This is a genomic window from Mesorhizobium sp. B2-6-1, assembly GCF_006440475.1.
Taxonomy (GTDB): domain Bacteria; phylum Pseudomonadota; class Alphaproteobacteria; order Rhizobiales; family Rhizobiaceae; genus Mesorhizobium.
This window is the reverse complement of sequence record NZ_VFUH01000025.1, coordinates 12,127-38,239: the sequence shown is the minus strand read 5'-3', so window position 1 is coordinate 38,239 and position 26,113 is coordinate 12,127. Positions and strand designations below refer to the sequence as shown.

25 protein-coding genes and 2 pseudogenes are annotated in these 26,113 nt (G+C 63.2%); 13 read left to right on the top strand and 14 right to left on the bottom strand.

Annotation, left to right across the window (positions count from 1 at the left end; all coding sequences use genetic code 11):
- The 3 genes from FJ443_RS30080 to FJ443_RS30070 form a co-directional block, all read left to right on the top strand.
- Positions 1-291 (top strand): fatty acid desaturase (locus tag FJ443_RS30080; protein WP_181169675.1); only part of this gene is annotated, 291 nt, incomplete at its 5' end.
- Between the two features lie 28 nt (positions 292-319).
- Positions 320-631 carry a MocE family 2Fe-2S type ferredoxin gene (locus FJ443_RS30075; RefSeq protein ID WP_140557934.1) on the top strand — a complete coding sequence of 104 codons (312 nt, stop codon included), beginning with the start codon at positions 320-322 and terminating at the stop codon, positions 629-631.
- Positions 632-679: 48 nt separating this feature from the next.
- Entirely contained in the window at positions 680-1,480 is an 801-nt protein-coding gene (locus FJ443_RS30070; protein WP_140557936.1) for a 3-methyl-2-oxobutanoate hydroxymethyltransferase, read from the top strand.
- Here the strand turns inward: FJ443_RS30070 and FJ443_RS30065 are convergent.
- Positions 1,445-1,879 (bottom strand): annotated as a pseudogene (locus tag FJ443_RS30065) (aromatic amino acid lyase); the annotation flags it as partial. The gene FJ443_RS30070 and the pseudogene FJ443_RS30065 sit on opposite strands and share 36 nt — an antisense overlap.
- Positions 1,879-2,106: pseudogene (locus FJ443_RS30060) on the bottom strand (ornithine cyclodeaminase family protein); the annotation flags it as partial. The pseudogenes FJ443_RS30065 and FJ443_RS30060, both read right to left, overlap by 1 nt.
- 37 nt (positions 2,107-2,143) lie before the next feature.
- Between FJ443_RS30060 and FJ443_RS30055 the strand changes: the two are divergent.
- From FJ443_RS30055 to FJ443_RS30025, 7 genes are all read left to right on the top strand, one after another.
- Entirely contained in the window at positions 2,144-3,577 is a 1,434-nt protein-coding gene (locus tag FJ443_RS30055) for a DHA2 family efflux MFS transporter permease subunit (protein ID WP_140666847.1), read from the top strand.
- A gap of 271 nt (positions 3,578-3,848) precedes the next feature.
- Positions 3,849-4,835 carry an ABC transporter permease gene (locus FJ443_RS30050; RefSeq protein WP_140499878.1) on the top strand — a complete coding sequence of 329 codons (987 nt, stop codon included), beginning with the start codon at positions 3,849-3,851 and terminating at the stop codon, positions 4,833-4,835.
- A 118-nt stretch (positions 4,836-4,953) separates the two neighbouring features.
- The gene (locus FJ443_RS30045; protein ID WP_140557939.1) at positions 4,954-5,979 is read left to right on the top strand and encodes a sugar ABC transporter substrate-binding protein; all 1,026 of its coding nucleotides are present in this window, start codon (positions 4,954-4,956) and stop codon (positions 5,977-5,979) included.
- Positions 5,980-6,238: 259 nt separating this feature from the next.
- Complete coding sequence (locus FJ443_RS30040; RefSeq protein ID WP_140666845.1) at positions 6,239-8,362, top strand: SMP-30/gluconolactonase/LRE family protein; 2,124 nt, start codon at positions 6,239-6,241, stop codon at positions 8,360-8,362.
- Positions 8,359-9,408: a hypothetical protein gene (locus FJ443_RS30035; RefSeq protein WP_140499872.1), complete on the top strand. Its 1,050-nt coding sequence runs from the start codon at positions 8,359-8,361 to the stop codon at positions 9,406-9,408. The genes FJ443_RS30040 and FJ443_RS30035 overlap by 4 nt, the downstream gene beginning before the upstream one ends.
- Positions 9,408-10,904 carry a sugar ABC transporter ATP-binding protein gene (locus FJ443_RS30030; RefSeq protein ID WP_140666843.1) on the top strand — a complete coding sequence of 499 codons (1,497 nt, stop codon included), beginning with the start codon at positions 9,408-9,410 and terminating at the stop codon, positions 10,902-10,904. Before FJ443_RS30035 ends, FJ443_RS30030 begins: the two co-directional genes overlap by 1 nt.
- A 180-nt stretch (positions 10,905-11,084) precedes the next feature.
- On the top strand, positions 11,085-11,492 hold the full coding sequence (locus tag FJ443_RS30025; RefSeq protein WP_140666841.1) for a carboxymuconolactone decarboxylase family protein: 408 nt from the start codon (positions 11,085-11,087) through the stop codon (positions 11,490-11,492).
- An 11-nt stretch (positions 11,493-11,503) separates the two neighbouring features.
- Here the strand turns inward: FJ443_RS30025 and FJ443_RS30020 are convergent, their stop codons facing one another.
- From FJ443_RS30020 to FJ443_RS29970, 11 genes are all read right to left on the bottom strand, one after another.
- Positions 11,504-12,391, bottom strand: coding sequence for an amidohydrolase (locus tag FJ443_RS30020; protein WP_181167212.1), 888 nt, complete (start codon positions 12,389-12,391; stop codon positions 11,504-11,506).
- Positions 12,391-13,467 carry a VWA domain-containing protein gene (locus FJ443_RS30015; protein WP_181165282.1) on the bottom strand — a complete coding sequence of 359 codons (1,077 nt, stop codon included), beginning with the start codon at positions 13,465-13,467 and terminating at the stop codon, positions 12,391-12,393. The genes FJ443_RS30020 and FJ443_RS30015 overlap by 1 nt, the downstream gene beginning before the upstream one ends.
- Before the next feature lie 101 nt (positions 13,468-13,568).
- Positions 13,569-14,450 carry a MoxR family ATPase gene (locus tag FJ443_RS30010; protein ID WP_140666839.1) on the bottom strand — a complete coding sequence of 294 codons (882 nt, stop codon included), beginning with the start codon at positions 14,448-14,450 and terminating at the stop codon, positions 13,569-13,571.
- Between the two features lie 8 nt (positions 14,451-14,458).
- Positions 14,459-15,463, bottom strand: coding sequence for a molybdopterin cofactor-binding domain-containing protein (locus FJ443_RS32010; RefSeq protein WP_140521560.1), 1,005 nt, complete (start codon positions 15,461-15,463; stop codon positions 14,459-14,461).
- Between the two features lies 1 nt (position 15,464).
- Entirely contained in the window at positions 15,465-16,832 is a 1,368-nt protein-coding gene (locus FJ443_RS32005) for a xanthine dehydrogenase family protein molybdopterin-binding subunit (protein WP_140499863.1), read from the bottom strand.
- 10 nt (positions 16,833-16,842) lie between these two features.
- Positions 16,843-17,325, bottom strand: coding sequence for a (2Fe-2S)-binding protein (locus FJ443_RS29995; protein WP_140499861.1), 483 nt, complete (start codon positions 17,323-17,325; stop codon positions 16,843-16,845).
- A gap of 52 nt (positions 17,326-17,377) precedes the next feature.
- A complete protein-coding gene (locus FJ443_RS29990) occupies positions 17,378-18,172 on the bottom strand; it encodes an FAD binding domain-containing protein (protein WP_140499860.1) in 795 nt (264 codons plus the stop codon).
- 10 nt (positions 18,173-18,182) lie between these two features.
- A complete protein-coding gene (locus FJ443_RS29985) occupies positions 18,183-18,626 on the bottom strand; it encodes an SRPBCC family protein (protein ID WP_140499858.1) in 444 nt (147 codons plus the stop codon).
- Between the two features lie 117 nt (positions 18,627-18,743).
- Positions 18,744-19,571 carry an AraC family transcriptional regulator gene (locus FJ443_RS29980; protein WP_140499857.1) on the bottom strand — a complete coding sequence of 276 codons (828 nt, stop codon included), beginning with the start codon at positions 19,569-19,571 and terminating at the stop codon, positions 18,744-18,746.
- Between the two features lie 177 nt (positions 19,572-19,748).
- Positions 19,749-20,747, bottom strand: a complete 999-nt coding sequence (locus tag FJ443_RS29975) for an ABC transporter permease (protein ID WP_140499855.1) — start codon at positions 20,745-20,747, stop codon at positions 19,749-19,751.
- 61 nt (positions 20,748-20,808) lie between these two features.
- A complete protein-coding gene (locus FJ443_RS29970; RefSeq protein WP_140500157.1) occupies positions 20,809-21,552 on the bottom strand; it encodes an ATP-binding cassette domain-containing protein in 744 nt (247 codons plus the stop codon).
- 455 nt (positions 21,553-22,007) lie between these two features.
- Between FJ443_RS29970 and FJ443_RS29965 the strand changes: the two genes are divergently transcribed.
- Positions 22,008-22,997: a sugar-binding protein gene (locus tag FJ443_RS29965; protein ID WP_140499854.1), complete on the top strand. Its 990-nt coding sequence runs from the start codon at positions 22,008-22,010 to the stop codon at positions 22,995-22,997.
- Positions 22,998-23,178: 181 nt separating this feature from the next.
- Positions 23,179-23,961 (top strand): FadR/GntR family transcriptional regulator, encoded by a 783-nt coding sequence (locus tag FJ443_RS29960; RefSeq protein ID WP_140499852.1) that lies wholly within the window; start codon positions 23,179-23,181, stop codon positions 23,959-23,961.
- A 136-nt stretch (positions 23,962-24,097) separates the two neighbouring features.
- On the opposite strand, the gene FJ443_RS29955 is transcribed toward FJ443_RS29960, so the two are convergent.
- Entirely contained in the window at positions 24,098-25,036 is a 939-nt protein-coding gene (locus FJ443_RS29955) for an NAD(P)-dependent oxidoreductase (RefSeq protein ID WP_140666837.1), read from the bottom strand.
- A gap of 118 nt (positions 25,037-25,154) precedes the next feature.
- On the opposite strand from FJ443_RS29955, the gene FJ443_RS29950 reads away from it, so the two are divergent.
- A complete protein-coding gene (locus tag FJ443_RS29950) occupies positions 25,155-26,051 on the top strand; it encodes an NAD(P)-dependent oxidoreductase (protein WP_140500155.1) in 897 nt (298 codons plus the stop codon).
- Positions 26,052-26,113 lie beyond the last annotated feature (62 nt).

Genomic DNA, 26,113 nt, shown 5'->3' with positions numbered 1-26,113 from the left:
GTCTACATGAACCCGATCAGCCGGTTCATCTACTGGAACATGAACTATCATGTGGAGCACCACATGTTCCCGATGGTGCCCTATCATGCGCTGCCCAGGCTGCATGAGCTGATCAAGCACGACCTGCCCGTGCCGAACCCGTCGATGTGGCATGCCTATCGCGAGGTCTGGCCGGTCCTGCTCAGGCAGCTGAAATACGAGGACTACTACCTCAAGCGCGAGCTGCCGCCGACGGCCAGGCCCTATCGCGGCGAATTCCATGAGTTCGACATGTCGGCGGCGGCTGAATAAGGGGCGCGAATGCTTGCGGGAGACAGAGATGGCCGATTGGATTGAAGCGTGTGCGGTGGACGATGTCGAGGAAGAGGATGTCATCCGATTCGACCACGGTGGCCGAACCTTCGCGATCTATCGCTCCCCGGACAATGAATTCTTCGCCACCGACGGTTTCTGCACGCATGAGAAGGCACATCTCGCCGACGGGCTGGTGATGGACGACATCATCGAATGTCCAAAGCACAATGGCCGCTTCAACTATAAGACCGGCCAGGCCAAGGGCGCGCCGGTCTGCGTCAATCTTGCGACCTATCCGGTGAAGATTGAAGCTGGCAAGGTGATGATCGAGATCTAAAGCGCGGCAAACCGATCCGGCACCGCGGCAAGCAAAAGAGGGACGTTTATGAGCCGAAAGAGACCGACCGTCGCCGACCTGCGCGCCATGAAGGGCAAGCGTCAGCTGACGATGCTGCGCGTGCTGACACTGGACGAAGCGGAAGCCGCCGAGCGGGCAGGGGTCGATATCGTCTCCGTGCCGCCGGAACTCGTGCTCAACCCGCAATACCGCGATGCGGCACCGAGCCTGTTCACCATGCCGGGAGACAATTTCTACGAAATCGGCACATCGGATGATTTCCTGCGTTGGGCTTTCCGGCTCTACAAGGCCGGCGCCGACGCGGTCTATTGCAGCGCGGGCTACGCCACCATCAAGCGGATGGCGGACGATGCCATCCCCGTCATCGGCCATGTCGGCCTCATTCCATCCCGCGCGACGTGGACCGGCGGCTTCAAGGCGGTAGGCAAGACCGCCGGCGCCGCCATGCAGGTGTTCGAAGCGGTGAAACAGCTCGAGGCCGCCGGCGCCATCGGCGCCGAAATCGAAGTGGTGCCGGTCGAGGTCGCCAAGGCGATCTCCGAGCGTACCTCGCTGATCATGCTGTCGATGGGCGCGGGCACCGGTTGCGACGCGCAATATCTGTTCGCCGAAGATATCCTCGGGCAGAATCGGGGCCACATGCCACGACACTCCAAGGTCTATCGCAACTTCGCCGCTGAATATGATCGGTTGCAGGCGGAGCGGGTGGCCGCATTCTCCGAATATGTCGCCGACGTCAACAGCGGCGTCTATCCCGAGGACAGGCATGTGGTGCACATGGACCCGGCCGAGCTACGTCTGTTCCTCGACAAGGTCGGCCGGGGCTAAGATCGGCTGCCAATTCCCATCGACAAGCGCGGCATGAAGCGCTTCGGCTTCGATGCCGAGCGGCCGATCCTCCTTCAGCGCCGGCACCAGCGCGCGTATCGCCTTATGGATAGCGGCCATGCGCGGCGCCAGCGTCTGCCCGTCGCGCAGGTCGACGGCCTGGGCGGCCGCCATCAGTTCGAAGGCGATCAACCGGCGCCACAGTGCGATCATGGCGGCGCATTTCGAAACGGCCAGCGGCGTCTGCGTGGCATGGTCCTCGACGCCCTCGGAGACGGGCAGGAAATCGAGCATCACCGGATTGGCCTTGTGGCGGATGGCGGCCAGGATCGATGTTACCGTCTTCTGCAGCGGCACGAAGCCGGCCGATGCGCCGCCGACCGGCGACAGGTATTTCGGACCGCGCTCATCGTGCCATAGGGCACGACCAGCGTGCCACGCTTGATCCACTCGGTCTTCAGCAGCGGCTGCGGTTCCGGCAGCCGCGAGGCCTCGACGACGATGTCGGCGCCTCGACGCAACTTTGCCAGTCGGCCACAGCCTTGACCGGCTTGCCGAGATCGGTGGAGAGCCTGGCGGCAAAGCCGTCGCGGCTTTTCCGGCCGGCGCGAATGGTCACGGATCTGGACGCCGCCGGCCAAATGCTGTTCAAAGCGGTCCGTCATGACTGCCATCCCCGAGACTGAAGTTTTAGCCGACCCAGCCAGCAATTCGCGGCGTGTGGCGCTGATCGTCGCCATTGCCTTCTTCATGCAGCTCTTGGATTCGACGATCATCTCGACGTCGCTGCCGCAGATGGGTGCCTCCTTCGGCGTGCCGGCGGTGGCGATGAGCATCGGCATCACCATCTATATGCTGACCATGGCGGTGTTCGTGCCGCTGTCGGGCTGGCTCGCCGACCGGTTCGGCGCGCGCAACATCTTCCTGATGGCGATCGCACTGTTCACGCTGGCTTCGCTCGCCTGCGGCTTCTCCGAGAATCTCACCGAGTTCGTCGCGGCGCGCGCCGCGCAAGGGCTGGGCAGCGCATTGATGACGCCGGTCGGCCGCATCCTAGTGCTGCGCAACGCGTCAAAATCGGAACTGCTCAACGCAACCGCGCTCATCACCTGGCCGGCGCTGTTCGCGCCTGTCGTTGGTCCGGTGCTTGGCGGTTTCATCACCACCTATCTCTCCTGGCACTGGAATTTCTTCATCAACATCCCGCTTGGGCTGATCGGGCTGGCGCTGGTCGCCCGCTTCATCCCCGGTGACCGTGAAGCCGATCCCAAGCCACTCGACTGGCCGGGTTTCTTCCTGACATCGGCGGGACTTGCTTGCCTTCTCTGCGGCCTCGAGCGTATCGCGCATCCCGACGACGGCGTGCTGCCGACGGTGCTGCTGGTCGCGGCAGGGATCGTCATCGGCTGGTTGGCGGTGCGGCATCTCCGGCGCGCGCCCCATCCGCTGCTCGACCTGTCCTCGTTCAAGGTGCTGACCTTCGCCATCTCGACGCTTGCGGCCGGCACCATATTCCGCGTCGCGATCAACGCCACGCCGTTCCTGCTGCCGCTTTTGTTCCAGGTCGGCTTTGGCATGAGCCCGGTCGATGCCGGCATGATGATCCTGGCCTATTTCCTCGGCAATCTCGGGATGAAGACGGTGACGACGCCGATGCTGCGCCACTTCGGCTTTCGTTCGGTGATGGTCGTCAACGGCGTCATTGCGTCCGCATCGATCATGGCCTGCGCGGCGATCTCGCCGCAGACGCCGCAGGCGCTCGTGGTGGGGCTGATGCTGATCGCCGGCCTGTCGCGTTCCATGCAGTTCACGGCGCTGAACACGCTGGCCTTCGCCGATATCGCCGCGGCGCAGCGCAGCTCGGCGGCGACCCTGTCCTCGATGCTGCAGCAGGTGGCAATGCTGTTCGGTGTGGCGATAGCTGCGGCGATCCTCAACCTGTCGCAGATCGCCAGGGCCCAGCCGGCGCTGGACCTCGTCGATTTTCGAGTCACCTTCCTGGTGATCGGCGTCATCGGGCTGGTGGCGTCGTTCCGTTTCCTGGTGTTGCCGAGGACCGCCGGCGCCGAGGTTTCCGGCCACATGGCCGGGAACTGAAATCGAATTTTCCCATCCACCGCAGGGTTAAATTCCATCTTCGCCTTGCGCCTTGGTGTCGTGCTTGCGCAAGACGCAGGGATGGCGCAAACAATTGCCAAAAGTGCTGAAGTTTCCGGGCATTGCGCCAGCATCAGCAATCAATGCGTCCACATCGCGAGTCTCGTCGGCAGTCCGTGTTTTGAACGCGGATTCATTTGACGAACCGACGTTGAGCCGATTAGCTTTCTTCCCAGGGGCGGCAGCGCTGCCGCCGGGGTGAAGACAGACAATGAACGCGATCGGTCGGCCGAGTTTCAAGAGCCTGAACCAGGAAGGTATTGTCTTTGCCATAGCGGTGATGCTGTTCATTGCCGCGGCCATAGGCCTGCCGGGCTTCATCGCTCCGAACAATCTCGTTGCCATCGTTCGTTCGGTCTCGGTACTGGGCATATTGGCATTGGGCATGGCGGTCGTCATCATTGGCCGTGGCATCGACCTCTCGGCGGTGGCGATCATGGCGATGTCGGTCGCCTGGTATCTGCAGTTGATGAATTCAGGAACGCCTGACGGGCTCGCCTTCGCCTATGTGCTGGCCGGCGTGCTCGCCATCGGCCTGCTCAACGGCTTTCTCGTCGCTTACGCCGACGTGCCGGCGATCTTCGTGACGCTTGCCACCGGCTCCTTCGTCTTCGGCTATGTGCGCTCGCAACTGATCACGCAGGATGCGGTTCCGGTGCCGCAGGGCCATTGGGTGGAACTGCTTGGCGGCCTGCGCTTCCTCGACATTCCCATCGAGGTGTTCGTCTTCGCTGCACTGGCTTTCCTGTTCTTCCTATTCCTGCGCTACACCAAATGGGGCCGCTACATCTATTTCGCCGGCGATAATCCGGTCGCCGCGCGCAACATCGGTATTCCAGTGCGGCCGATGCTGGTGCTGCGCTATGTGCTTTCCGCCTTCGTGGCGCTGATCGCCGGCCTGCTGACAGCGGCCAGCCTGCATTCGATCAACACCCGCGTCGTCAACTCGACGCTGCTCTACGACATCGTGCTGGTGGCGGTGATCGGGGGCATCGGGCTTTCGGGCGGACGAGGCGGGGTGCGAAACGTGCTGGTCGGAGCGGCGCTGATCGGCATCCTGCTCAATGCGATGACCATCATCGACATTCCGCTGCTCTACCAAAACCTGATCAAGGCGGCGATCCTGCTCGGTGCCATCATCGTCGACGGCATCATCAATCCGCGTGACGAACAGACGGCGCAGCAGGGCGACATCTAGAGCATGATCCCGAAAAGTGGGAACTTTTCGGAAAAGATCATGCTCAAACAGGAAGACTAAACCAAAGCGGACGGTTGGGGCCGGCCGTAAATAACAACGACCAACCAGAGGATGTGACATGAAACTGATCAAAACATTGATGGCCGCCGCGACGGCGCTTGCGGTCACCGCGTTCGTGGCGCCGAGCTTCGCTGCCGACGATCCGGGCCCCGCTGCCTATGCGCAGGCACTCAAGAGCAAACGCGTCATGCTGGTGCCGCTGGCGATGGGCTTCGACCTGGCGCAGGGCTGGGCGCACTATCTGAAGACCGAAGTCGAGGCCTGGGGCGGCACGTTCGAGACGCGCGATCCGAACTGGGTCGTCGATGCCGGCGCGCAGGCGATCACCGATGCCATCTCCTCCGACACCAGGCCTGACGTGCTGATCATCCACGCGCCCGACCTCAATTCCTACTCCAAGCTGATGAAGAAGGCGCAGGCAGCCGGCACCTACGTGATCCTGGTCGACAATCCCGCCAATTTCCCGGCCGATGCATTTGTCGGCAGCGATTGGGACCGGCTCGGCCAACTCGAGGCGGAAGCCGCGATCAAGGGCTGCGGCGAGAACTCGTCCAAAAAGATCGGCCTTGTGCAGGGCGATCAAGCGAACTCCTCCAGCCTTTATCAGTACGCCGGCATCATGAAGGTACTGGAAAAGCATCCCGAGTTTCAGGTCGTGGCCAAGCCCGACTCCAACTGGGATGCGACCACCTCGCGCAATGTCACGACGACGATGCTGCAGCAGAACCCCGACATCTGCTCGATCATCGACTTCTGGGATGGTGATGCTACTGGCGCGTCGGCCGCGATCCGTGATGCCAAGCTCGAGGGCAAGGTTTTCCTGGTCACCACCGGAGGCGGCGAAAAGGCGGCCGACTGCGACAAGCTGCAGGACGGCACTTATGGCGCGGTCGTCATGACCGACCTTGCCCGGCAGTCGGGGGACATGAACGCCATCATAAAGTTCCTGCTGCAGAGCGGCCAGCCGGCCGGCACGTCGCACACCTACATCTACACGCTGGAGAAGGCGACGACCAAGGCCGACCTCAAGCCCGACAGCTGCTGGGACCTGAAGGCGCTGCAAGCGGAAGCTGCGGCGAAGTAGGTCGCGAGTTTACGCCTAATATCAACATGGCGGCCGGGTTGTACGTGGACAATCTCCAACCTCGGCGCTGCCCCTCACCTTACCCTCTCTTCGTGAAAACGGGGAGAGGGGGTGTCGACGCTGGAGCTTATCCCTTCTCCCCCTTCTTCACGGGGAGAAGGTGCCGGCAGGCGGATGAGGGGCAGCGGCGAAGTTGAGAATTGCTCCGGAGCGATTACCCGGCCACCTTTTTCTCTTCTCTCGCAATAGCAGTGACCTGATGTCCTTTCGCGAACGCCTCCAGGCCTGGCGCTACAATCTCGTGCCCGACCATCTGGTCGGCGAGATACTGACCAAGCGCTGGACCGACAATGCCATTCCCTTCCTGGCACTGGTGGCAACACTCGGCGTGTTCGGTTCGATCATTCCGGGCTTCTTCAAACTGACCTCGCTGCAGGAATCGACCCGCCAGCTCGGTGAATTCTCGATGGTCGTCACCGGCATGACGGTGGTGATGCTTGGCGGCGGCATCGACCTGTCGGTCGGCTCGATCTTTGCGCTGTCCTGCTTTTCGGCCGTCTATGTCTTCTTCATCCTCGAACAGTCGATCTGGCTGGCGCTGGCCGCTTCGCTTGCCGCCGGCCTCGTCTTCGGCGCCGTCAACGGCTATCTCGTCGGATACCTCAGGCTGCGCGCCTTCCTCACCACGCTGGTGACCTTCATTTTCGGGCGGGCGCTGTTCGACATCCTGGTCACCACCTATGCCGCCGATGTGCAGCTGTCCCTAGCCACCTCCGATGTGCTCGACTTCATCGGCGACGGCACCTTCTGGGGCCTGTCGGTCTCGGTGTGGTTGGCCATTATCCTCGCCATCGTCACTCATATCGCGCTGACGCGCTCGCGGCCCGGCTGGCATGTGCTGGCGGTTGGCGGCTCCCGGCGCTCTGCCCACAATGCCGGCATCCGTGTGCGCCGCACCGTGTTCATGACTTATGTCTTCTCAGGCTTCTGCGCCTCGATCGGCGGCTTCCTCATAGCTTGCCGGCTGAGCGGAGCAGGGCCGGGCACCGGCCTCAACCTCGAGATCATGGCGCTGACCGCGGCGGTGGTCGGCGGTGTCAGCCTCGGAGGCGGGCGCGGCTCGGTGATCAAGGGGCTGATGGGCGCCATCATCGTTTTGACCATGACCAACGGCCTGATCAGGCTGGGCTACGGCACCGGCACCAACCAGATGGTGCTGGGCATCATGCTGGCAGTGGCGGTGACGATCGACATCCGCTGGCTGAAGAACCGCCACAAGGTGCTGAACGAGGTCTATGTCGCGCCGGTCTATCTCAGGATGGGCGAGACGCAGTCGGCGGCGCCCGGCTCCGGCACATCCTACGAACTCGACAATCGGCTGTCGGGCGCCGACCATATCGGGCTCGGCGAACTGGAAGGACCGGAAGATGTCATTCTCGACCGTGACGACCACCTCTATTGCGGCACGCGCCATGGCGAGATCGTCCGCTTCTTCGCGCCGGACTATGTGAAGTCGGAAGTGTTCGCTCATATCGGCGGCTTTCCGCTCGGCCTTGCCTTCGACAAATCAGGCAATCTGATCAGTTGTGTCGGCGCCATGGGGCTCTATTCCGTCTCGCCCGATCGTGAGGTCAAACGCCTGTCGGCCGAAACGTCGCGCTCCTGGACATCGGTCGTCGACGACGCACGGCTGCGCGATCCCAACGACTGCGACATAGCACCGGACGGCCGCATCTATTTCACCGACTCGACCAAGCGCTATGACGCGCATGACTGGGCGCTGGATTCGATCGAGAACCGCGCCACCGGCCGTCTTCTGGTCTATGACCCGAAGGACGGATCGACCAGGACGCTGCTCGACGGCTACCGCTACACCAACGGCGTGTGCATGGCGCATGACGGCAAGTCGCTGTTCTTCGCCGAGAGCTGGGCCTGCCGCGTGCATCGCTACTGGCTGGAAGGGCCGAAGGCCGGCACCGCCGAATGCGTCATCCGGGACATGCCGGGCTATCCTGATAACATCAACCGGGCGTCGGACGGCAATTACTGGATGGCGTGGCTCGGCATGCGCACGCCGAGCTTCGACCTGTCGCTGCGCCATCCCGACATGCGCAAGCGCATGACGCGCCGGCTGCCGCAGGACGAGTGGCTGTTCCCCAACATCAATACCGGGGGCGTGGTGAAATTTACGGAGGAGGGCAACATCGTCGAAGCGATGGGCGACCTCTCGGGCGGCGCGCATCCGATGGTCACCTCGATGCGCGAGCACAAGGGATATCTCTTCGTCGGCGGCATCCTCAACAACCGCATCGGCCGCTACAAGATTGCTGGCGCCGACCCGAATTGGACCAGCCCGGCTTCCTATTGGGGAGCAAAGCGATGATCCTCGATCCCATCCTGGATTTATTTCGCGGCAAGGCGGTGACGATCCCGCCGCTGGATGGCGCTTTCCGACCCAACACGCAGCTTGACGATGCGCCGGCGTTTGCCGAACTGACCGAGCCGGACAATCTGCTGATCTCTGGCGACAAGCTGCTCGCTTCCAGCGGCAACGCCGTCTATTCGATTGCCGCCGGTACCGCGCCCAAGTTGGTCGAGACCTTTGCGTCCACCGTTACCGCGCTGGCGTTCTCGCCATCGGGTGAGCTGACGGTCGGATTGGAAAGCGGCAAGCTCCTGGTCGGCGGTAGGGATGTTTCGCTACCGGCTGGTGTCAGCTGCATCACCGCGCTCGCCTATCCCGGTGACGGCGCTCTGTGGCTGGCCAATGGTTCGGCCGAATTCGCACCATCACAATGGGCGGCCGACCTGATGAAGAAAGGCGCGTCCGGATCGCTTTGGAAGCAGGATGCGGCAGGCGGGACCTTCCGCAAGGTGGCCGGCGCCATCGCCTTTCCCTATGGGCTCCATCCCATCGGCAGGGATGTGCTGGTGAGCGAGAGCTGGCGCCATCAGCTCATCCGCTTCGAGGCGGCAAGCGGCAGCCGCTCGACGGTGTTGACCCATCTGCCCGGCTATCCCGCGCGGCTGTCGCCGGCAGCCGATGGCGGCGCCTGGCTGACCCTGTTTGCGCCGCGCAACCGGCTGATCGAATTCGTGCTGCAGGAGACGCATTACCGTCAGGACATGATCGAGCAGGTGCCGCCGGCCTATTGGATCGCACCGGCTCTGGCCTCAAGCCGCAGCTTCCTCGAACCGCTGCAATGCGGCGGCATCCGCACGATGGGCATCCACAAGCCCTGGTCGCCGAGCCGCTCCTACGGTCTGGTGGTCAGGCTCGACCAGAAGATGCAGCCTCGGTTCAGCCTGCACAGCCGCGCCAACGGCATACGTCACGGCATTTGCAGCGTGGTTGAAAAAGATGGCGAACTGTTCGTCGCCTCGAAGGGCGGCGACTGCGTGTTGGCTGTCGATGCCGGGGGGTTTTGATGGAACCAATCGTGCGCCTGGAGAATGTCACCAAAAATTATCGCGGCGTGCCCGCGGTCAAGAATGTCAGCTTCGAATTGCGCAAGGGCGAGATCCACGCGCTGCTCGGCGAAAACGGCGCCGGCAAGTCGACGCTGACCAAGATCATCGCCGGAGTGGTCGACGCCAGTTCGGGCAAGATGTTCCACAAGGGACGCGAGATCGCTTACGCCTCGCCGCATGCGGCGCTCGAGGCGGGCATCGCAATGGTGTTCCAGGAGACCAGCCTGGTGCCGTCGATGACGGTGGCGCAGAATCTTTATCTCGGCACCGAGAAATTCCTCAACCGGCTGCGCGGCACCTACATTTCCGCGCAGCAGTTCCTGCAGTCGCTGAATTTTCCGGTCGACCCGAACGCCATGGTGGCGACGCTTGGCGCGGCCAAGCGCCAGATGGTCGAGATCGCGCGCGCCGTGCACCACAATGCCGAGATCATCATCTTCGACGAGCCGACCGCGACGTTGACGCCGGAGGAAAAGCGGCACTTCTTCGCGCTGATCCGGCGGCTCAAGGCGCGCGGCGTCTCCATCGTCTTCATCAGCCATGCGCTGGAAGAGGCGCTGCTGATTGCCGACCGTATCACCATCCTGCGCGACGGCGAGTTGGCCATCACCGACGACACGTCGGCCTTCGATCGCGACCGGATCGTTGCCGCCATGGTCGGGCGCACGCTGTCCGGGCAGATCTATCGCCAGCGAGACGAGGCCAGGCTGCGCAAGGCGGGCAAGAAAGTTCTGTCGGTGCAGGACATCTCAATGAGCAATGTCGTGCGCAACAATTCGTTCTCGATCTTCGAAGGCCAGATCACCGGCGTCTTCGGGCTGATCGGCTCCGGCCGTACCGAGACGTTCAAAATCGTGTCCGGCATCTACAAACGCGATTTCCTGCGCGGCGGGGCGATCGAGCTGGACGACAGGCCGGTGCGCTATCTCGTGCCGAGCGAAGCGGTAGCCGACGGCATCGTCTACGTCACGGAGGATCGCAAGAGCGAAGGCATTTTCGAGACGATGGGCATTGCCGAGAACCTGTTCGGCGGGCTGCTGGCAGCCGGCCGCGAAACGGCCTGGGTGATCAACCAGCAGGAAATGCGCGCGTTCTCCGCCGAATGGACCAAGACGCTGAATATCAAGGCGATCAACGACAATGCGCGCGTGGTTGAGCTTTCCGGCGGCAACCAGCAGAAGGTGGTTATCGGCAAGGGGCTGGTGCAAAAGCCGCGCGTCGTCATCTTCGACGAGCCGACGCGCGGCGTCGATGTCGGCGCCATCGCCGAGATTCACCAGATCATCAACCGGCTGGCAGACGAGGGTCTGGCCGTCGTGGTCATCTCGTCCTACCTGCCGGAGATCATGAACCTGTCCGACCGGATCCTGGTCTGCCGCCAAGGCCGCATCGTCGAAGAGTTTTCGCCGGCGGAGGCGACGGAGGAGAAGATTATGTATGCGGCGGTGCATTAGAGGGTGTGTCGGTATTCAGGTGAGGCCGGCCTGCAAACGCCAGCTTGACTTGAATCTCGACATACCCTCGCGGTGCCGTTTGCGCCGCAAAAGGCGAATAGGCGAATGAAGTGAATGGATAGCGGCGGCTGTTCAGCGTCCGATTCAAACGTCCGGCATCGAAAAACGAAAGGAAACACCATGGCCACCACCAGACTCCTGAGCGATGCCGAGGTGGAGAAAATCCCGGCCTTAAAGGCGGTGTTCGACGACATCCGCGCGACGCGCAAATCCGATTTCGTCAATAATTTCTGGCTCGGGCTGGCCAATGATCCTGCGGCGCTGAAGCGTATCTGGGAACAGCTCAAGGCGGTGATGGTTGCAGACAGTGCGATCGATCCGTTGACCAAGGAGATGATCTACATCGCGGTGTCGACCGCCAATGGCTGCTCCTATTGCGTCCATTCGCACACCGCGGCGGCGCGCGCCAAGGGCATGACAGACGCACAGCATGGCGAACTGGTGTCGATCATCGGGTTGGCGGGACAGACCAACCATCTGGTGACGGCAATGCAGATCCCGGTCGATCCACAGTTCGAGGTGAAGTGAGGAAAGACGCGTTACACCGGCCTGTAAACCTTCTCCGCCGCGTTCCAGAAAATGTCGGCTTCCGCCGCCGTGCCATGCTTCTCCACCGCATCGCGGTGCGCCTTGATCAGTTCGGCGTGGCCGGTCCAGAGCTTCTCGATCGGGAAGTTCGAGCCGAACATCAGATGGTCGCTGCCAAGAATATCGATCGCATTGTCGATGATGTAGGCGATCAGCGCCGGGTCGTTGCGGTGAACGAAGGTGCCGAGGCCAGACAGCTTGGCGTAGAGATTGGGCGCCGCCGACAGCGTGCGCAGGCCGGCCTTCCAGGCTTCGGTGGTTTCCGGTTCCATGCCGGTCAGCATGCCGGCGTGGGTCAGGATGAAATTCGTCTCCGGGTTTTCGCCGACCAGCGTCAGCCCGTCCTTCATCTGGGCGGGGAAGAGCTGCAGGTCGAAGGACAGGCCGTAATCCTTCAGCCGCGCGACGTTGGCGCGGACCTTGGGGTCGATCACCTGGTCGGCCGAGGCGGCGAAGCGGAAGGCCGGGGTCTCGTGCCAGTGCAGTTGCATGCGCACGCCGCGCAGCAGCCTGTATTTCATCAACCGGTCGATCTGCGGCCTGACATCGTCCACCGTCATGTCGGCATAGCCGACGATGGCGTGCGGCCAGCCGGTCTCGTCAGCGGTCTTCTGCAGGAAGGCGACCTCCTTCTCGAAATCCTCCTTGGCCCAATTGGTCTGGACATAAACGGCTTTTTCGACGCCCGAACCTTTTTGGTCGGCCAAAAATTCATCGATCGGATAGTCGCGGCGGATCGGTTCGTAAGGGCCGAAGATGCGCGGCACCATCGGGCCGACCAGCCATGGTTGGTCCTTCTGGCGCCAGATGTGGAAATGCGCGTCGATGGCTTTCTGCATCACGATACCCTTTTCCAGATGGTCGCGGCCGCCGGGGCGGGGCGTGCGAGCGACAGGATGAAATCGGTGAGGCCGGCCAGCGACGAGCCGTCGACCAGATCGTCGAGGTCGGGCAGGATGGCGCGCAGCGCCGCTGTCGCCGGCTGGAAGCGCGGATCGCCGGCCAGCGGGGTCGCCAGCGACAGCCGGAAGGCGCGGGCGCTAAGCCTGCGCATGGCAATCTCCAGTTCGGCATGGTCGCCGCGCTCCAGCGCGTCGGAGAGAATGACGACCGCGGCGCCGCGCGTGAACGACGAAAAGCGCGGCACCGAGAGGAATGCCAGCAGGGTCGGTCCCATGCGGGTGCCGCCATCCCAATCGTCGACCTGGGCCGCCGCGCGCGCCAGCGCCTGATCGCGGTCGCGGATGCGCAATGCCGAGGTGATGCGGGTGAGCCGCGTGCCGAAGGTAAAGATCTCGGCGCGGTCCGCGCCCTGCACGGCGGCATGCGCCAGCTTGAGATAGTCGGCGGTGTGCAGCTTCATCGAGCCGGAGACATCGATCAAGAGCAGCAGTTTGCGCGGCACGGTCTGGCGGCGGCGCAGCAGCGGCGAGGGGACATCGCCATCTGCGCCGACGATTTCCCTGAGCGAGCGGCGCAGGTCGAGCTTGCCGCGCGAATGGGTACGCACGGTGCGGAAGGAACGTCGGGCGGGCAGGGCCGATGACAGCTTTCGGCGAAACGCGGTCAGACTGTCGTCGTCGCGCTGGAAGTCGCGCGAGCTCAACTGCTCCAGGGCGGAAGACAACTCGCCGCCTTCCTGTTTCTGCTCGGCCTCGATCCGTTCGTCGTCGGCACCGCCATCATCCTTGATGCGCGTTTCCTCGTCTGCATCGCCTTCGATCACAGCTGACGCGTTGCCATAGAAATGGCTCTGGAAATGCGCTTCGAATTCGTCGCGGCGGTCAGGCGGCGGCGCTAGTGTGGCCAGGGCCGCCTCACGGATGTCCGCCATCGAGCGCGGCCCCAGCAGGGTCACGGCCTGCATGAAACGGGAGACTTGTTCCGGGGCAATAGCGAAGCCGTAGCGGCGCAGCAGGCGAGCGAAGCTGAGCAAGGGCGTTGCGGCGCGGGGGAGATGTCCGGCAGGACAGAGGGGGGCGCTGTCCCGCCCGCGTTGCTGAATGACGTCGCGGCTCACGCCAGCACCTCGTCGACGATCCGGCCGAGCTCGGGCGCGATGTAGGACAGATCCTCCTCGTCCTTGATCAGCACGCCGATGGCGCGGCGGAAGGCTTCCGGCCATGGACTGCCGCCTTTTTCGAGAATGGTCGCGGCATTGGCCCATTCGACCGCCTCGGCGATGCCGGGCGGTTTGGCGAGTGGACGCGCGCGGATGGTCTGCACGGCTGTGGCCACGGCGCGTGCCGTTGCCTCTGCGACATCGCCGGCGCGCAGCATGATGATGGCCGCCTCACGCTCGGCATCGGGATAGCCAATCCAGTGATAGACGCAACGCCGCCGGAGCGCTTCGGCGAGTTCGCGGGTGCGGTTGGAGGTCAGGATGACGATCGGCTGTGTGGTGGCGCGGATGGTGCCGCGCTCGGGAATGCTGATCTGGAAGTCGGAAAGAAACTCCAACAGCAGCGCCTCGAATTCGTGGTCGGAACGGTCGATCTCGTCGACCAGCAGGATGCGCTGCTCCGGCGCCTTCAGGACCTGCAGCAGCGGGCGGGCGATCAGAAAGCGGTCGTCGTAGATATCGACTTCTTGCTCGCCGGCATGGCGGATGGCGAGCAGCTGGCGCTGGTAGTTCCACTCATAGAGTGCATGCGCGGCGTCTATGCCTTCATAGCATTGCAACCGCACCAGATCGCGGCCGAGCAGTTCGGCCATTGCCTTGGCCGCTTCCGTCTTGCCGACGCCCGGAGCGCCTTCGAGCAGCAGCGGCTTGCCCAGCCGGATCGCCAGGAAGATGGCCGTCGCCAGGCTTTCATCAGCCAGATAATGCGAGGCAGCGAGGCGCTCGGCGACCGCTTCTGGCGAAGTCGCGACCGTTTCGGCGTTTACCTCGGGCATGTCGGTTCTCAGGTCGTCGCTTGCGCCTTGAGCGCACGCAAAATGCGTTCCGGCGTGATCGGTAGCGTGTCGATGCGCACGCCGACAGCGTCGAAAACGGCATTGGCGACCGCCGGAATCTGTGGATTGGCGCACATTTCGCCGGGCCCCTTGGCGCCGTAAGGACCATCTGCCGAGGGCCGCTCCAGCACGATAATCTCGGTTTCGGCCAGGTCGCCGGGACCTGGCATCAGATACTGGTTGAAGTCGGTGCCGCCGTGGTCACGGTTAGGATAATAGGGCTCGGTCGTTTCGTAGAGCGCATGGCTGATGCCCATCCAGGAGCCGCCGACCAGCTGCTGCTCGACCATCTTGGGATTCAGCGCACGGCCGATCTCGAAGACGTTCTTCACCGTCAGCACCGTCACCTCGCCGGTCTCGTCATCGACCTCGACCTCGGCCACCGTGCAGGCATGCGCGTAACAGGTCGACGGCTTCATCGCGCCGGTCTCCTTCTCCGGATAGGAGCGCGGGATGAGGAACATGCCGCGTCCCGAGATCGAGCGGCCGCGCTTGAAATGCGCCGACAGAGCGACGTCGAAGATCGAGATCGATTTCTGCGGCGCGCCCTTCACCAATATGTTGCCCTGACCGTCGGTCTCGAGGTCGGAGGCGTTGACCTCCAACTCCTCCGCGGCCACTTCCAGCATCACCTGGCGGGCTTCCCTCGCCGCCTGGATGACGGCGTTGCCGGCGCGGTGCGTGCCGCGCGAGGCGAAAGTGCCCATGCAGTGCGGGCCGGTGTCGGTATCGGCGGTGTCGACGACGACGCGGTCGGTCGGCACGCCAATTGTCTCGGCGCAGATCTGCGCCATGATCTGCTTCATGCCCTGGCCGAGATCGACCGATGATAGGGTCACCATGAAATTGCCGGTTGGGGTCGAATGCACCAGCGCCTGGGTGGGATCGCCGCCAAGGTTCATGCCCGTGGGATAATTGATCGCGGCAACGCCGCGTCCGCGCCTGATCGCCATCTCAAGCTCCCTTCGCGTAGGAGGACATCGCCATGTACTTCTCGGCCACGGGCCAGTTGGCGGCGCGCGAAGCCTCCTGCATGCACTCTATGAGGGCCGCCCCTTCGGTCGGCTGGCGATGCGCCTTCATATCGCCGTCGCGATAGGCGTTGATGAAGCGGAATTCGAGCGGATCCATGCCGATCAGCCGCGCCAGCTTGTCCATCTGCACCTCCAGCGCGAAGTCACCGATGGTGACGCCAAAGCCGCGCATGGCGGAGGAGGGGGTGCGGTTGGTGTAGACGCAGTACGTGTCGATCCAGACATTGGGGATGGTGTAGGGGCCGGGATAGTGCCCCGCGCCCTTCTGGGCGCCATAGGGCGAATGGCGGGAGTAGGCGCCGGCGTCGGTGTAGCCGGTGACTTTGCGCGCGACGATGCGGCCGTCCTTCATCACGCCGTCCTTGATGACGACCTTTTCGGCCGCGCGAGGTGACGAAATCTGCATCTCCTCCTCGCGGCTGTAGGTAAAACAGACCGGTCGCCCTGTTAGCTTGGCGCCGAGGATCGCGATCGGTTCGACGATGACATCGACCTTGCCGCCAAAGCCGCCGCCGACCGTGCCGCCGACGAAATGCAGCTTGCTGCCCGGCATCTGCAAAATGATCGACGTGTTGTCGAGGGTGAAGAACATCGCCTGCGTGTTGGTATAGCAGGTGAAGCGGTCATTGCCCTCCGGTGCCACGATACAGCCGGTGGTCTCGGTCGGCGCATGCTCTATCGGCGAGGACTGGTAGCTTTGTTCGAGGACGTAGTCGGCCTCGGCAAACCCCGCCTCGACATCGCCGAAGCGCACCTTGCGGCACTCGCCGCTGTCATAGAGATAGTAGTTCTGGCCGTGATACTCGTTGACGAGGGGCGCGCCGGGCTTCAGCGCTTCCTCCATGTCGAAGACGGCCGGCAGCACCTCGTAGTCGACCTTGACCTTGGCCGCGGCTTCCTGGGCGGCGCGCTCCGTCTCGGCCAGCACCGCCACCACGGCCTCGCCCTTCCAGCGCACCTTGCCGTCGGCCAGAACCGCCTCGTCCTCCGGCCCGATCTGGATCAGGATCAGGATGGTGTAGACATTGTGCGGGACGTCCCTGGCGGTGAGAATTTTCACCACGCCCGGATGTTTTTCCGCTTCGGACGTATCGATCGATCGGATGCGGGCATGATGGTGCGGGCTGCGCACCATCTTCAGATGCAGCATGCCGGGAAAGTTGCGGTCGGCGAAATAGGCGGTTTTGCCGGTGACATGGCCGGGCGAATCCGAGCGGGGCCTCGGCTGGCCGATCTCGTTGAGGTCATCCTTGCGGACGTCCGAAAAATAGCTTTTGCGCAGTTCCATCTTGCTTCCCTCAGGCCGCGTTCTGCGAGTTGGCGCGAGCGGCGGTGAGCACCGCCTGGATGATAGGCTCGTAGCCTGTACAGCGGCATATGTTGCCCGACAGCGCTTCGACGACATCGTCGCGGCTGGGATCGGGCGTGTGGTCGAGCAACACCTTGGCCGCCATGAGCATGCCCGGCGTGCAGAAGCCGCATTGGGTGGCGAAGGCGTCGAGAAAGGCGCGCTGCAGCGGATGCAGGACGCCGCCTTCGGCAAGACCCGATGTGGTGGTGATGGCAGCGCCGTTGCAGGTTTCGGCGAGCGTCAGACAGGACAGCCGGAGCTCACCGTCGACGATCACCGAGCAGGCGCCACAGGTGCCTTGATGGCAGCCGCCCTTCGGCGAAGTGTCGCCGATCTTGTCGCGCAAGGCGTTGAGCAGCGTGGTGCCGCTTTCGACGAATTCGGCCTTCTCAGAACCGTTGAGCGTGAACTGGACGGGAACCTTTGCCATTCTTCCTCCTTGCGCGCCTGCCCCGCAGGGCAAGCGCGCGCCCCGAATGTGACTAGCTGAGCAGCAGCCGACCGAGATGAACCGGCAGCACTTGCGCGCGATACCAGGCGCTGGCGATCGGGTCGGTGATTGGTGCGGTGCCGTCGCCCGCGGCGGCCAGTGCCGAAGCGATGCCGTCCGCGTCCAGTGTCCTGCCGAGCAGCGCTTTTTCGGCTGTCTTGGCTCGCATCGGCCGGTCGGCCATACAACCGAGCGCGATGCGCGCCGAGGATATCGTGCCGTCGCCGGCTTGTTCCAGGATAGCGGCGATACTGAGCACCGAGACGCCCTTGGGCTTTACCCGCGAGACCTTCACGAATCGAAAGCTTCCCTGTGCCGGCCGCGTGAAGCTGACCGAGGTGACGATCGCGCGGCTCCCGCCCCGCTTGGCCAGAAACGCTTCCATCGGCATTTCGCCGTCATTGGTGCTCACCATGGCGTCCAGCGCCAGCAGGGCGACTGCGAAATCGCCATAGGGGCTTGGCGCAAACAGATTGCCGCCGACGGTCGCCATGTTGCGGATCGCCGGACCGCCAACCGCACGCGCGGCCTTGGCAAGCTGGCCGAGCTCGGGATGGCGGGCGATCGCCGCCATGGTCACCGAAGCGCCGATGCGGATCGTGCCGCCGGAGACCGTGATGACCGACAAGGCCGGGTCGGTCGACCTGACAAGGCCGGAGACCGAAACGTCGCCCTCATTGGCGGCGCGCAAGACGAGCGTGCCACCGCCGAGATAGCGCGTGCCGGCGGCTTTCAGCGCCGCGCTGGCGTCTTTCACCGTTGCAAAACTCTGCAATGCCAGCGCCACGGCCCGCTCCTCAACCCTGGCCGGCGAAATGGCTCTTCAGGGCGTTGAAGCCGCCCTGGAAGACATTGGCGCCCATGCCCTCGGCCAGCTTGTCGGCTTCTTCGGGTGCTGCGTCGAAGCTGGCGGTCCATTCGGCATAGGTGCGGTCGCCGTCGGTGACGCGCCGCAATTGCAGCGTAGCCCTGTGGTTGGTGAGCGGCTGCGGCGTTTCCAGGATCGAATAGCTGACGAGGAAATTCTCATCGGAGAAATCGAGCAGCTTTTCGCGCAGCCGCGCGCCGCTGGCCAGCTGGAAGTTGCGCACGCAGCCGATCGTGATGGCGTCCTTGCCGTCCTCGATATGGCTTTCGACCATGCGCGGATGCCAATTCGGCAGTCCGTTGAAGTCGCGGATGCGCGCCCAGACCTTTTCGACCGGCGCGTCGATGACGGTGGAGATGGTGACATCAGCCATATGCTCTTTCCCTTGCAAACATTCTGCTTAGGACGGTAGGCCGACCGTGGTCGCGGTGCTTATCAATGCGTCTTGGGCACGTATCAATCAGTCTGAAAATAGCCGCTTTCCGGCCCGTCAGGACACTGCTCGCGCCGCTTCGCGATAGAGCGTCGGCGGCACGCCGACATGGTCGCGGAAGAAACGCGAGAAATTGCCCTGGGTGGTGAAGCCGAGATTGCAGGCGACCGATATCAGCGGCTCATGCGACCACTGGAGCTGGCGCACCGCTTCCTCCATGCGCAGCGTGTTCCAGTAGACGTTGGGCGTCAAACTGGTCTGTTCCTTGAACAGGGCGAAGAAATGCGGCCGCGACAGGCCGACGCTGCGCGCCACGTCATCGAACGAGATACGCTCGCAGACATTGGCTTTCATCAGCTGGATCGCCTTGCGGACGCGGAAATCCTGCATGGTGTTCACGCGGCCGCGCGGCTCCTGCGGAGCTGAAGCGTCGGCGGCATCCAGCACCGAGTCGATGAAGCGCTCGATCTCGTAACTGGCGACATCGTCGATGCTCTCATTGTCGGTCAGATGATCGAGCAGGCCGGCAGCAGCCTGGTGCAGCCAGGGTTCGAGCGTGATTGCCGCCTGCGCGAAAAGCGGCGCGGACGAGGGCAGGTCACGGCGCCGCCGTGCCCAGTCCGGGTCGATGTAAAAGGCGAGGAACAGGCCTGGGGTGCCGTCCTGCGACAGCACATGGCTATGCGGCTGCAGCGAGTTGATGCCGGCAGCCGTGCCAGGTCCAAGCAGGACCGTCTCACGGCCGATGGTCATCTCGCCGGCGGTGCCTTCCAGCCAGATGATGAGATGTGCCTCGACATGGGCATGGGTGACGAAGTCGCTCGCGACATTCAGGACAGAAACATGTCCGAACCGGCCCCAGTAGAGCCTGATCGCTTCCGTCATGGGTATATCCTCCCGCAGGCGACTGGCCTCCCTTCGCCTGCTTGGGGATTGTGCGGCCGGTTTTCCGTATCCGTCAAGGCATAGCCGCACGCCCGGTATTCGCGGCAGGCCGCTTCAGCCGATTTTCAGACTGAGCGATAGGACCGAAATGAACGCCGCTTCGGCGAAGACAGGCTTTTAGTCGCTTCGCCTGAAGTTGCGGATGCGGTCGAACAGCACCGCCAGCAGGATGGCGCCGCCGATGAAGGTGCCCTGCCAGAAGGCGTTAATGCCGAGCAGGCCGAGGCTGTTGCGGATCACCTCGATGAGGGCGGCACCCACGATCGCGCCAAAGGCGGTGCCGACGCCGCCGGCGAGATTGGCGCCGCCGATGACGGTGGCGGCGATGACCTGCAGCTCCATGCCGTTGCCGAGATTGGTGGTGACGGCGCCCAGCCAGCCGGTCTGGATGATGCCGGCTATTCCCGCCGACAGCGCCGAAATCATGTAGACGGCGACCTTGATCTGGCGCACCGGAACGCCGGTCAGCGTCGCCGCATGCTCGTTGCCGCCAATGGCGAAGATATGCCGGCCGAACTTGGTCCAGCGCAGGATGAAGCCGGTGATCAGCGCCAAAAGGATCATGTAGAGCACCGGATTGGCGATCCCGAACAGCCAGGCGCCGCCGCCCAGCGCCAGCAGCTTGTCGTGATCGGGCCCGAACTGGAAGACGACGGTGTTGTTGGAGGCGACCATGGCGAGGCTGCGGGCGATCGACAGCATGCCGAGCGTGACCACGAAGGGCGGGAAGCCGAGATAGGCGATCAGAATGCCGTTGAAGCCGCCGATGACGAGTGCCGTGGCGATCGAGGCCAGGATGCCGACTTCGATCGAAAACCCGGCATGCATGGTAACGGCCAGCACCATCGAGCACAGGCACAGCACCGAACCGACCGAGAGGTCGATGCCGCCGGTGATGATGACGAAGGTCATTCCCAGCGCGACAATGGCGACGAAGGTGACGTTGCGGGTGATGTTGAAGAGGTTCTTCGGGGTGGCGAAGGCATCCGTCGCAAAGGATAGGAAGATACAGGCGAGGATGACGGCGATCACCACCCAGAACGTCTGGCTGGAGAACAGCCGCGACAGAAAACTGTGCTGTTTCTGCGCGATCGTCTGATCAAGGGTGACTGCCATTATCGACCTTTCCTGCCGGCAGCGAAACGCGCCAGCGCAATGAAATCCGGTTTTGCCGCTCTCACACCACCTGCTCGATGGCGCCGGTGATCAGCCCTGTCACTTCCTCGGGCGAACTCGAGGCGATCGCCTTGTCGGCGACTTTCCTGCCGCGCCGCATGACGATGACGCGGTCGGCGACGTCGAAAACGTCGGGCATGCGGTGGCTGATCAGCACCACGGCGATGCCCTGGTCGCGCAAATGGCGAATCAGGTTGAGGACCTCCGCCACCTGGCGGACCGAAATCGCCGCTGTCGGCTCGTCCATCAGCACGATCTTGGCCTGTGACAGCATGGTGCGGGCGATCGCCACCGCCTGGCGCTGACCGCCGGACATCTGCTTGACGAGGTCGCGCGGGCGCGTCTCGGATTTGAGCTCGGCGAATATCTGGCCGGCGCGCTTGTACATGGCGGCATAGTCGAGGATACGGAAGGGCCCGACGCCGCGGCGCAGTTCGCGGCCGAGATAGACATTGGCCGCCGCCGTCAAATTATTGCACAGCGCCAGATCCTGGTGGACGATCTCGATGCCGTGCTGGCGGGCCTCGACCGGCTTGTGCAGGATCAGATCCTTGCCGTCCATCTGCATGGTGCCGTGGCTCGGGCGGAAATTGCCGGCGATCATCTTGACCAGCGTCGACTTGCCGGCGCCGTTGTCACCCATCAGGCCGACGACCTGGCCGGGCTCGATCGACAGCGACACGTCGTTCACCGCCTGGATGGCGCCGAAATGCTTCGAGATGTTGGTGAGTTCGAGAACCGCCACCAGCCTTTTGCCTCCCATGTCTGGCCGTCTGTCCCGGAAGGGGCGACGGCTTCGGTTCGCTACCCCAGCTCCTCCCGGAAGCAGCGACGCGGTCATTTACGCAAATGCCTGCATGGGCGTCAATTGTCTGACGAATAAGATTTGGGCAATTGTCGGACGAATGAGATCCCGCCTTTCGGGAAAAATCCGTTTTGTAGGACAAATAGCAATTGACGTTGGCGGCAAGCCGTTATTAGTTGAGCGTCGGAGGAAGATATGCCGGCTTTGACGACGTTGTTTGGCGGCGCAACCGGTAGAGGATTATCGACCGTGCCGGCATCGTTGCCGGGCTGGTCGCATCTGAAAATACTTATCGGCCTGGCCTGACGGCACGAGCGCTTGCTTCTGTCATCTCGCATTCGGCCGATCTGTGTGGCGGGCACGCCGTGTCCGTCTGTTTCCAAGGGAGGACTGACATGAGGAAAACAGTTTTGCTCGCCGCCGTCGCCGCCATGGCGTTGGGCGCCGGGCCGGCTTTGGCCAAGAAGCAGCTCGTCATCGTGGTGAAAGGTCTCGACAATCCGTTCTTCGAGGCGATCCACCAGGGCTGCGAGAAATGGAACAAGGAAAACGCCAGCTCGGAATATGAGTGCTTCTACACCGGTCCGGCGTCGACTTCCGACGAGGCCGGCGAGGCGCAGATCGTGCAGGATATGCTGAGCAAGCCGGACACGGTGGCGATGGCGATTTCGCCGTCCAACGCGCCGCTGATCGCGCAAACGATCAAAAGCGCCAACCCGTCGATCCCGATCATGACCGTCGATGCCGATCTTGCCAAGGAAGACGCAGCACTTCGCAAGACTTATCTCGGCACCGACAACTATCTGATGGGCAAGAAGATCGGCGAATACATAAAGAAGGCCAAGCCGAAGGGCGGCACGATCTGCACCATCGAGGGCAATCCGGCGGCCGACAACATCCTTCGCCGCGCGCAAGGCATGCGTGACGCGCTGTCGGGCAAGGAAGGACTTGCAGCCCTTGCCGGCGAAGGCGGCTGGACGGAAGTGGCGGGCTGTCCGGTGTTCACCAACGACGACGGCGCCAAGGGCGTCCAGGCGATGACCGACATCCTTGCCGCCAACCCCAAGCTCGATGCGTTCGGCATCATGGGCGGCTGGCCGCTGTTCGGCGCGCCGCAGCCCTATCGCGATCTGGTTGGACCGCTGAAGGACAAGCTGGCCAGCAACGACTTCGTCATCGGCGCCGCCGACACGATCGGCGACGAGGTGGCGATCGCGCGGGATGGCCTTGTCACCGCGCTGGTCGGCCAGCGGCCGTTCGAGATGGGCTACAAGGCGCCGTCCGTGATGATCGACCTGGTCGAAGGCAAGAAGGTCGACGATCCGGTGTTCACCGGCCTCGACGAATGTACCAAGGATACGGTCGACACCTGCATCCAGAAGTAGGCGTCTCGATCGGGGCGCCCGTCAACGGGCGCCCCGCCACCTCTGCTGACGAACAGGGACACGCATTTCAGGGGCAGCGGCTCCGGCTTTGGCGCGCCCGTGGTTCGAATTTTCGGCAATGGCATCGGCGCACCCGACAGTTCCTGACCGGAACAGGTACGGCCGACGCATTGGAACGTGGATGCCGGACGAAAAGTCAAACAAGCGAGCCATTCGGACCAAGGCACAGGCCGGCCGCCGTCCGGCCGCCATGCGCCGGCCCGATGCGGCGCACTTTCCCGGTGCCAGCGTGCACGCCTCGCTGGCCAGCGAGATCGGGCTCAGGATCGTGCGCGGCGACTATCCGCCAGGCACCATCCTGCCCAACGAAGCCCAATGGTCGCGAACGTTCAACGTCAGCCGCTCGGCGGTGCGCGAGGCGATCAAGATGCTGATGGCCAAAAGCCTGCTCGCTTCGCGCCCCAAGATCGGCAGTTGGGTCGAACCGAAGGAGCGCTGGAACCTACTCGACCGCGACGTGCTCGCCTGGTACGCGACCGCGCCGGACCGTGAGGTGTTCCTGCGGACGGTACAGGAGTTCCGCCACATCATCGAGCCGGAAGCGAGCGCCTTTGCCGCGGTGCGGCGCAGCGACGAGCAGATGGCCGAGATCAGCCAGGCCTGCCGCGAGATGGGCGAGGCGGCAAGCCTTCAGGAGCGCATCCGGGCCGACACGCGCTTTCATCTTGCCATCCTGCGGGCCTCCGGCAACGATCTGCTGGTGCCGCTCGGCGTGCTCATCGAGTCGGCGCTCGACCATCTCTTCGTCTTCACGACTCAGCAGGTCGGCGACCAACGGCGGGCCCAGAGGCTGCACGAGGCGATCGAGAAGAATATTCGTTTGCAGCGCCCCTCAGCGGCGCGCAACGCCGTGCACAAGCTACTCGCCGATACCGATGAAGGGATCGGAAGAGGGCGAGGGTGATCGACGCTCGCGCTTGGTGATCACCTTTCTATGGACAATGCGTAGCCTTCTGCGGCCTTTCGCAGGCTCCCGGCGTTCGAAGCTCGAAAAGCCAAGCTATTGGCTTTTCATCCGGTGCGCGGACCGCTTCTCACCCTTAAATCGTCTGTTTCTTTCCATCTTTCATCGGCATCAGATCGACACCGTTGACCTTGCCGATATGGGTGGCCAGCATCGGCACGTACTGCTCGGCCGGTCCGGTGGCGTGTGCTCCGGCGAAAGCGTTCTTGGTGGCGTTGCCGAGGGGGTTGGCAATGCCGGCAGAACCCGCCATCGATTCGAGGTAGGTCAAGTCCTTGAAGGCGTTGGCAATAGTGAATTTGTGGGCGTCGCGGTCGCCCTCCAACGTCCAGCGCATGAAGGTCTGGTAGAAGCCGCAATCCATGCGGCCGTTGCGGATGACGCTGTCGAAGCGCTGCGGCGAGATGCCGACCTTCTCGGCCAAGGCCAATGCCTCGGAATAGATCGCCGCATAGCCCAGCGAGACGAAATTGTTGAGCAATTTCATGCGGTGGCCGTCGCCGGTGTCGCCGATATGGACGATACGGCCGGCCCAGGTTTCGATCACCGGTTTGACCCTGGCAAAGACGGCGTCGGGTGCGCCGACCATGGCGTCGAGCGTGCCTTCCCAAGCCTCCTTCGGCGTGCGGCTGAGCGGTGCATCGACATAGTTGACGCCGAGCGCCTTGAGTTCGGCGGCCAGCGCAACGGTCGAGACCGGGTCGGAGGTCGAGCAGTCGACGACTACCGAGCCTTTTCTCAATCCTTCCTTGAGACCGCCGGGGCCTCGAATGATGGCTTCGACCTCACGCGAACCGGTGACGCAGATGAAGACGATCGTCGATGCCGCCGCCACGTCGCGGGAGGTCGAGGCTTCGTGGGCGCCGCGATTAGCCATATCCTCCGCCGGCTTGCGATTCTTGCGGCCGAGGAAGGTCAGGTGATAGCCTTTATCGACGATGTTCTTGGCGATGCCATGACCCATCAGGCCAAGGCCGATGAAGCCGATCTTCTCGCTCGCGGCGGTCGTGTTCATGCTGTCTGTCCTGTGTTGCGATTATCGATAATGTCGCCGCTCTTTTAGCCGCAAGCGGTTGCAGAAAGCAATATTGTCTGACAATACACATAATTCCTGAGCTTTCGTGGAGACCAGAATAATGAAGCGGATCATGTTCACCGGCGGCAGCGGCAAGGCTGGGCGCCACGTCGTGCAATATCTGGTGGAGCAGGGCTGCCAGGTGCTCAACATCGACACCAAGCCGCTCGACAATCCCAAGGTGCGCACGCTGATCACCGACATCACCGACAGCGGGCAGGTGTTCAACGCGCTGTCGAGCTATGCGGGCTTGCATGAATTCGACCCGTCGCTGCGCCCCCAGCCCGTCGACGCCGTGGTGCATTTCGCCGCGATCCCGCGCATCATGATCACGCCCGACAACGAAGTGTTCCGCATCAACGCGCTCGGTACCTACAATGTCATCGAGGCGGCGGTGAAGCTCGGCATCCGCAAGGTGATAATCGCCTCCAGCGAGACCACCTACGGGCTGGTCTTCGCCAACGAGCCGCGCACGCCCAAATATTTCCCGCTCGACGAAGAATACGACGTCGATCCGATGGACAGCTATGCCCTTTCCAAGGTGGTCAACGAGAAGACGGCACGGGCCTTTGCGCAGCGCGACGGTGCCGACATCTATGCATTGCGCATCGGCAACGTCATTGAACCGCACGAATACTCCCTGTTTCCGAAATGGTTCGCCGATCCCGGTTTCCGCAAGCGCATCGCCTGGAGCTATGTCGATGCGCGCGACCTCGGCCAGATCACGCTGCGCGCCATCGAGAAGGATGGGCTCGGCTACCAGGTGTTCAACGCTGCCAATGACGACACGTCGTCGGACCTGCCGACCGCGGAACTGCTGAAGCGCTTCTATCCCGGTGTGCCGGTCAAGGGTGAGCTCGGCGAATTCGAGACGCTGCTGTCCAATCGCAAGGCGCGCGACATGTTGGGCTTTCGGCCGGAACACAGCTGGCGCAAATACGTGAGGATCTCTTGAAAACAGGCCCCGCCGGGGGGTTGAGCTGTGCACAGAAGCCGGCGTTGCGGGTGAACCCGCTT

Coding starts and splice junctions, on each gene's coding strand:
- FJ443_RS30030 (WP_140666843.1), top strand. CDS start 9,408: ATGGAACCAATCGTGCGCCTGGAGAATGTCACCAAAAATTATCGCGGC.
- FJ443_RS29965 (WP_140499854.1), top strand. CDS start 22,008: ATGAGGAAAACAGTTTTGCTCGCCGCCGTCGCCGCCATGGCGTTGGGC.
- FJ443_RS30050 (WP_140499878.1), top strand. CDS start 3,849: ATGAACGCGATCGGTCGGCCGAGTTTCAAGAGCCTGAACCAGGAAGGT.
- FJ443_RS30025 (WP_140666841.1), top strand. CDS start 11,085: ATGGCCACCACCAGACTCCTGAGCGATGCCGAGGTGGAGAAAATCCCG.
- FJ443_RS30035 (WP_140499872.1), top strand. CDS start 8,359: ATGATCCTCGATCCCATCCTGGATTTATTTCGCGGCAAGGCGGTGACG.
- FJ443_RS29955 (WP_140666837.1), bottom strand. CDS start 25,036: ATGAACACGACCGCCGCGAGCGAGAAGATCGGCTTCATCGGCCTTGGC.
- FJ443_RS30045 (WP_140557939.1), top strand. CDS start 4,954: ATGAAACTGATCAAAACATTGATGGCCGCCGCGACGGCGCTTGCGGTC.
- FJ443_RS30040 (WP_140666845.1), top strand. CDS start 6,239: ATGTCCTTTCGCGAACGCCTCCAGGCCTGGCGCTACAATCTCGTGCCC.
- FJ443_RS30055 (WP_140666847.1), top strand. CDS start 2,144: ATGACTGCCATCCCCGAGACTGAAGTTTTAGCCGACCCAGCCAGCAAT.
- FJ443_RS29960 (WP_140499852.1), top strand. CDS start 23,179: ATGCCGGACGAAAAGTCAAACAAGCGAGCCATTCGGACCAAGGCACAG.
- FJ443_RS30010 (WP_140666839.1), bottom strand. CDS start 14,450: ATGCCCGAGGTAAACGCCGAAACGGTCGCGACTTCGCCAGAAGCGGTC.
- FJ443_RS30020 (WP_181167212.1), bottom strand. CDS start 12,391: ATGCAGAAAGCCATCGACGCGCATTTCCACATCTGGCGCCAGAAGGAC.
- FJ443_RS29995 (WP_140499861.1), bottom strand. CDS start 17,325: ATGGCAAAGGTTCCCGTCCAGTTCACGCTCAACGGTTCTGAGAAGGCC.
- FJ443_RS29985 (WP_140499858.1), bottom strand. CDS start 18,626: ATGGCTGATGTCACCATCTCCACCGTCATCGACGCGCCGGTCGAAAAG.
- FJ443_RS29980 (WP_140499857.1), bottom strand. CDS start 19,571: ATGACGGAAGCGATCAGGCTCTACTGGGGCCGGTTCGGACATGTTTCT.
- FJ443_RS32005 (WP_140499863.1), bottom strand. CDS start 16,832: ATGGAACTGCGCAAAAGCTATTTTTCGGACGTCCGCAAGGATGACCTC.
- FJ443_RS29975 (WP_140499855.1), bottom strand. CDS start 20,747: ATGGCAGTCACCCTTGATCAGACGATCGCGCAGAAACAGCACAGTTTT.
- FJ443_RS30075 (WP_140557934.1), top strand. CDS start 320: ATGGCCGATTGGATTGAAGCGTGTGCGGTGGACGATGTCGAGGAAGAG.
- FJ443_RS30070 (WP_140557936.1), top strand. CDS start 680: ATGAGCCGAAAGAGACCGACCGTCGCCGACCTGCGCGCCATGAAGGGC.
- FJ443_RS32010 (WP_140521560.1), bottom strand. CDS start 15,463: ATGGCGATCAGGCGCGGACGCGGCGTTGCCGCGATCAATTATCCCACG.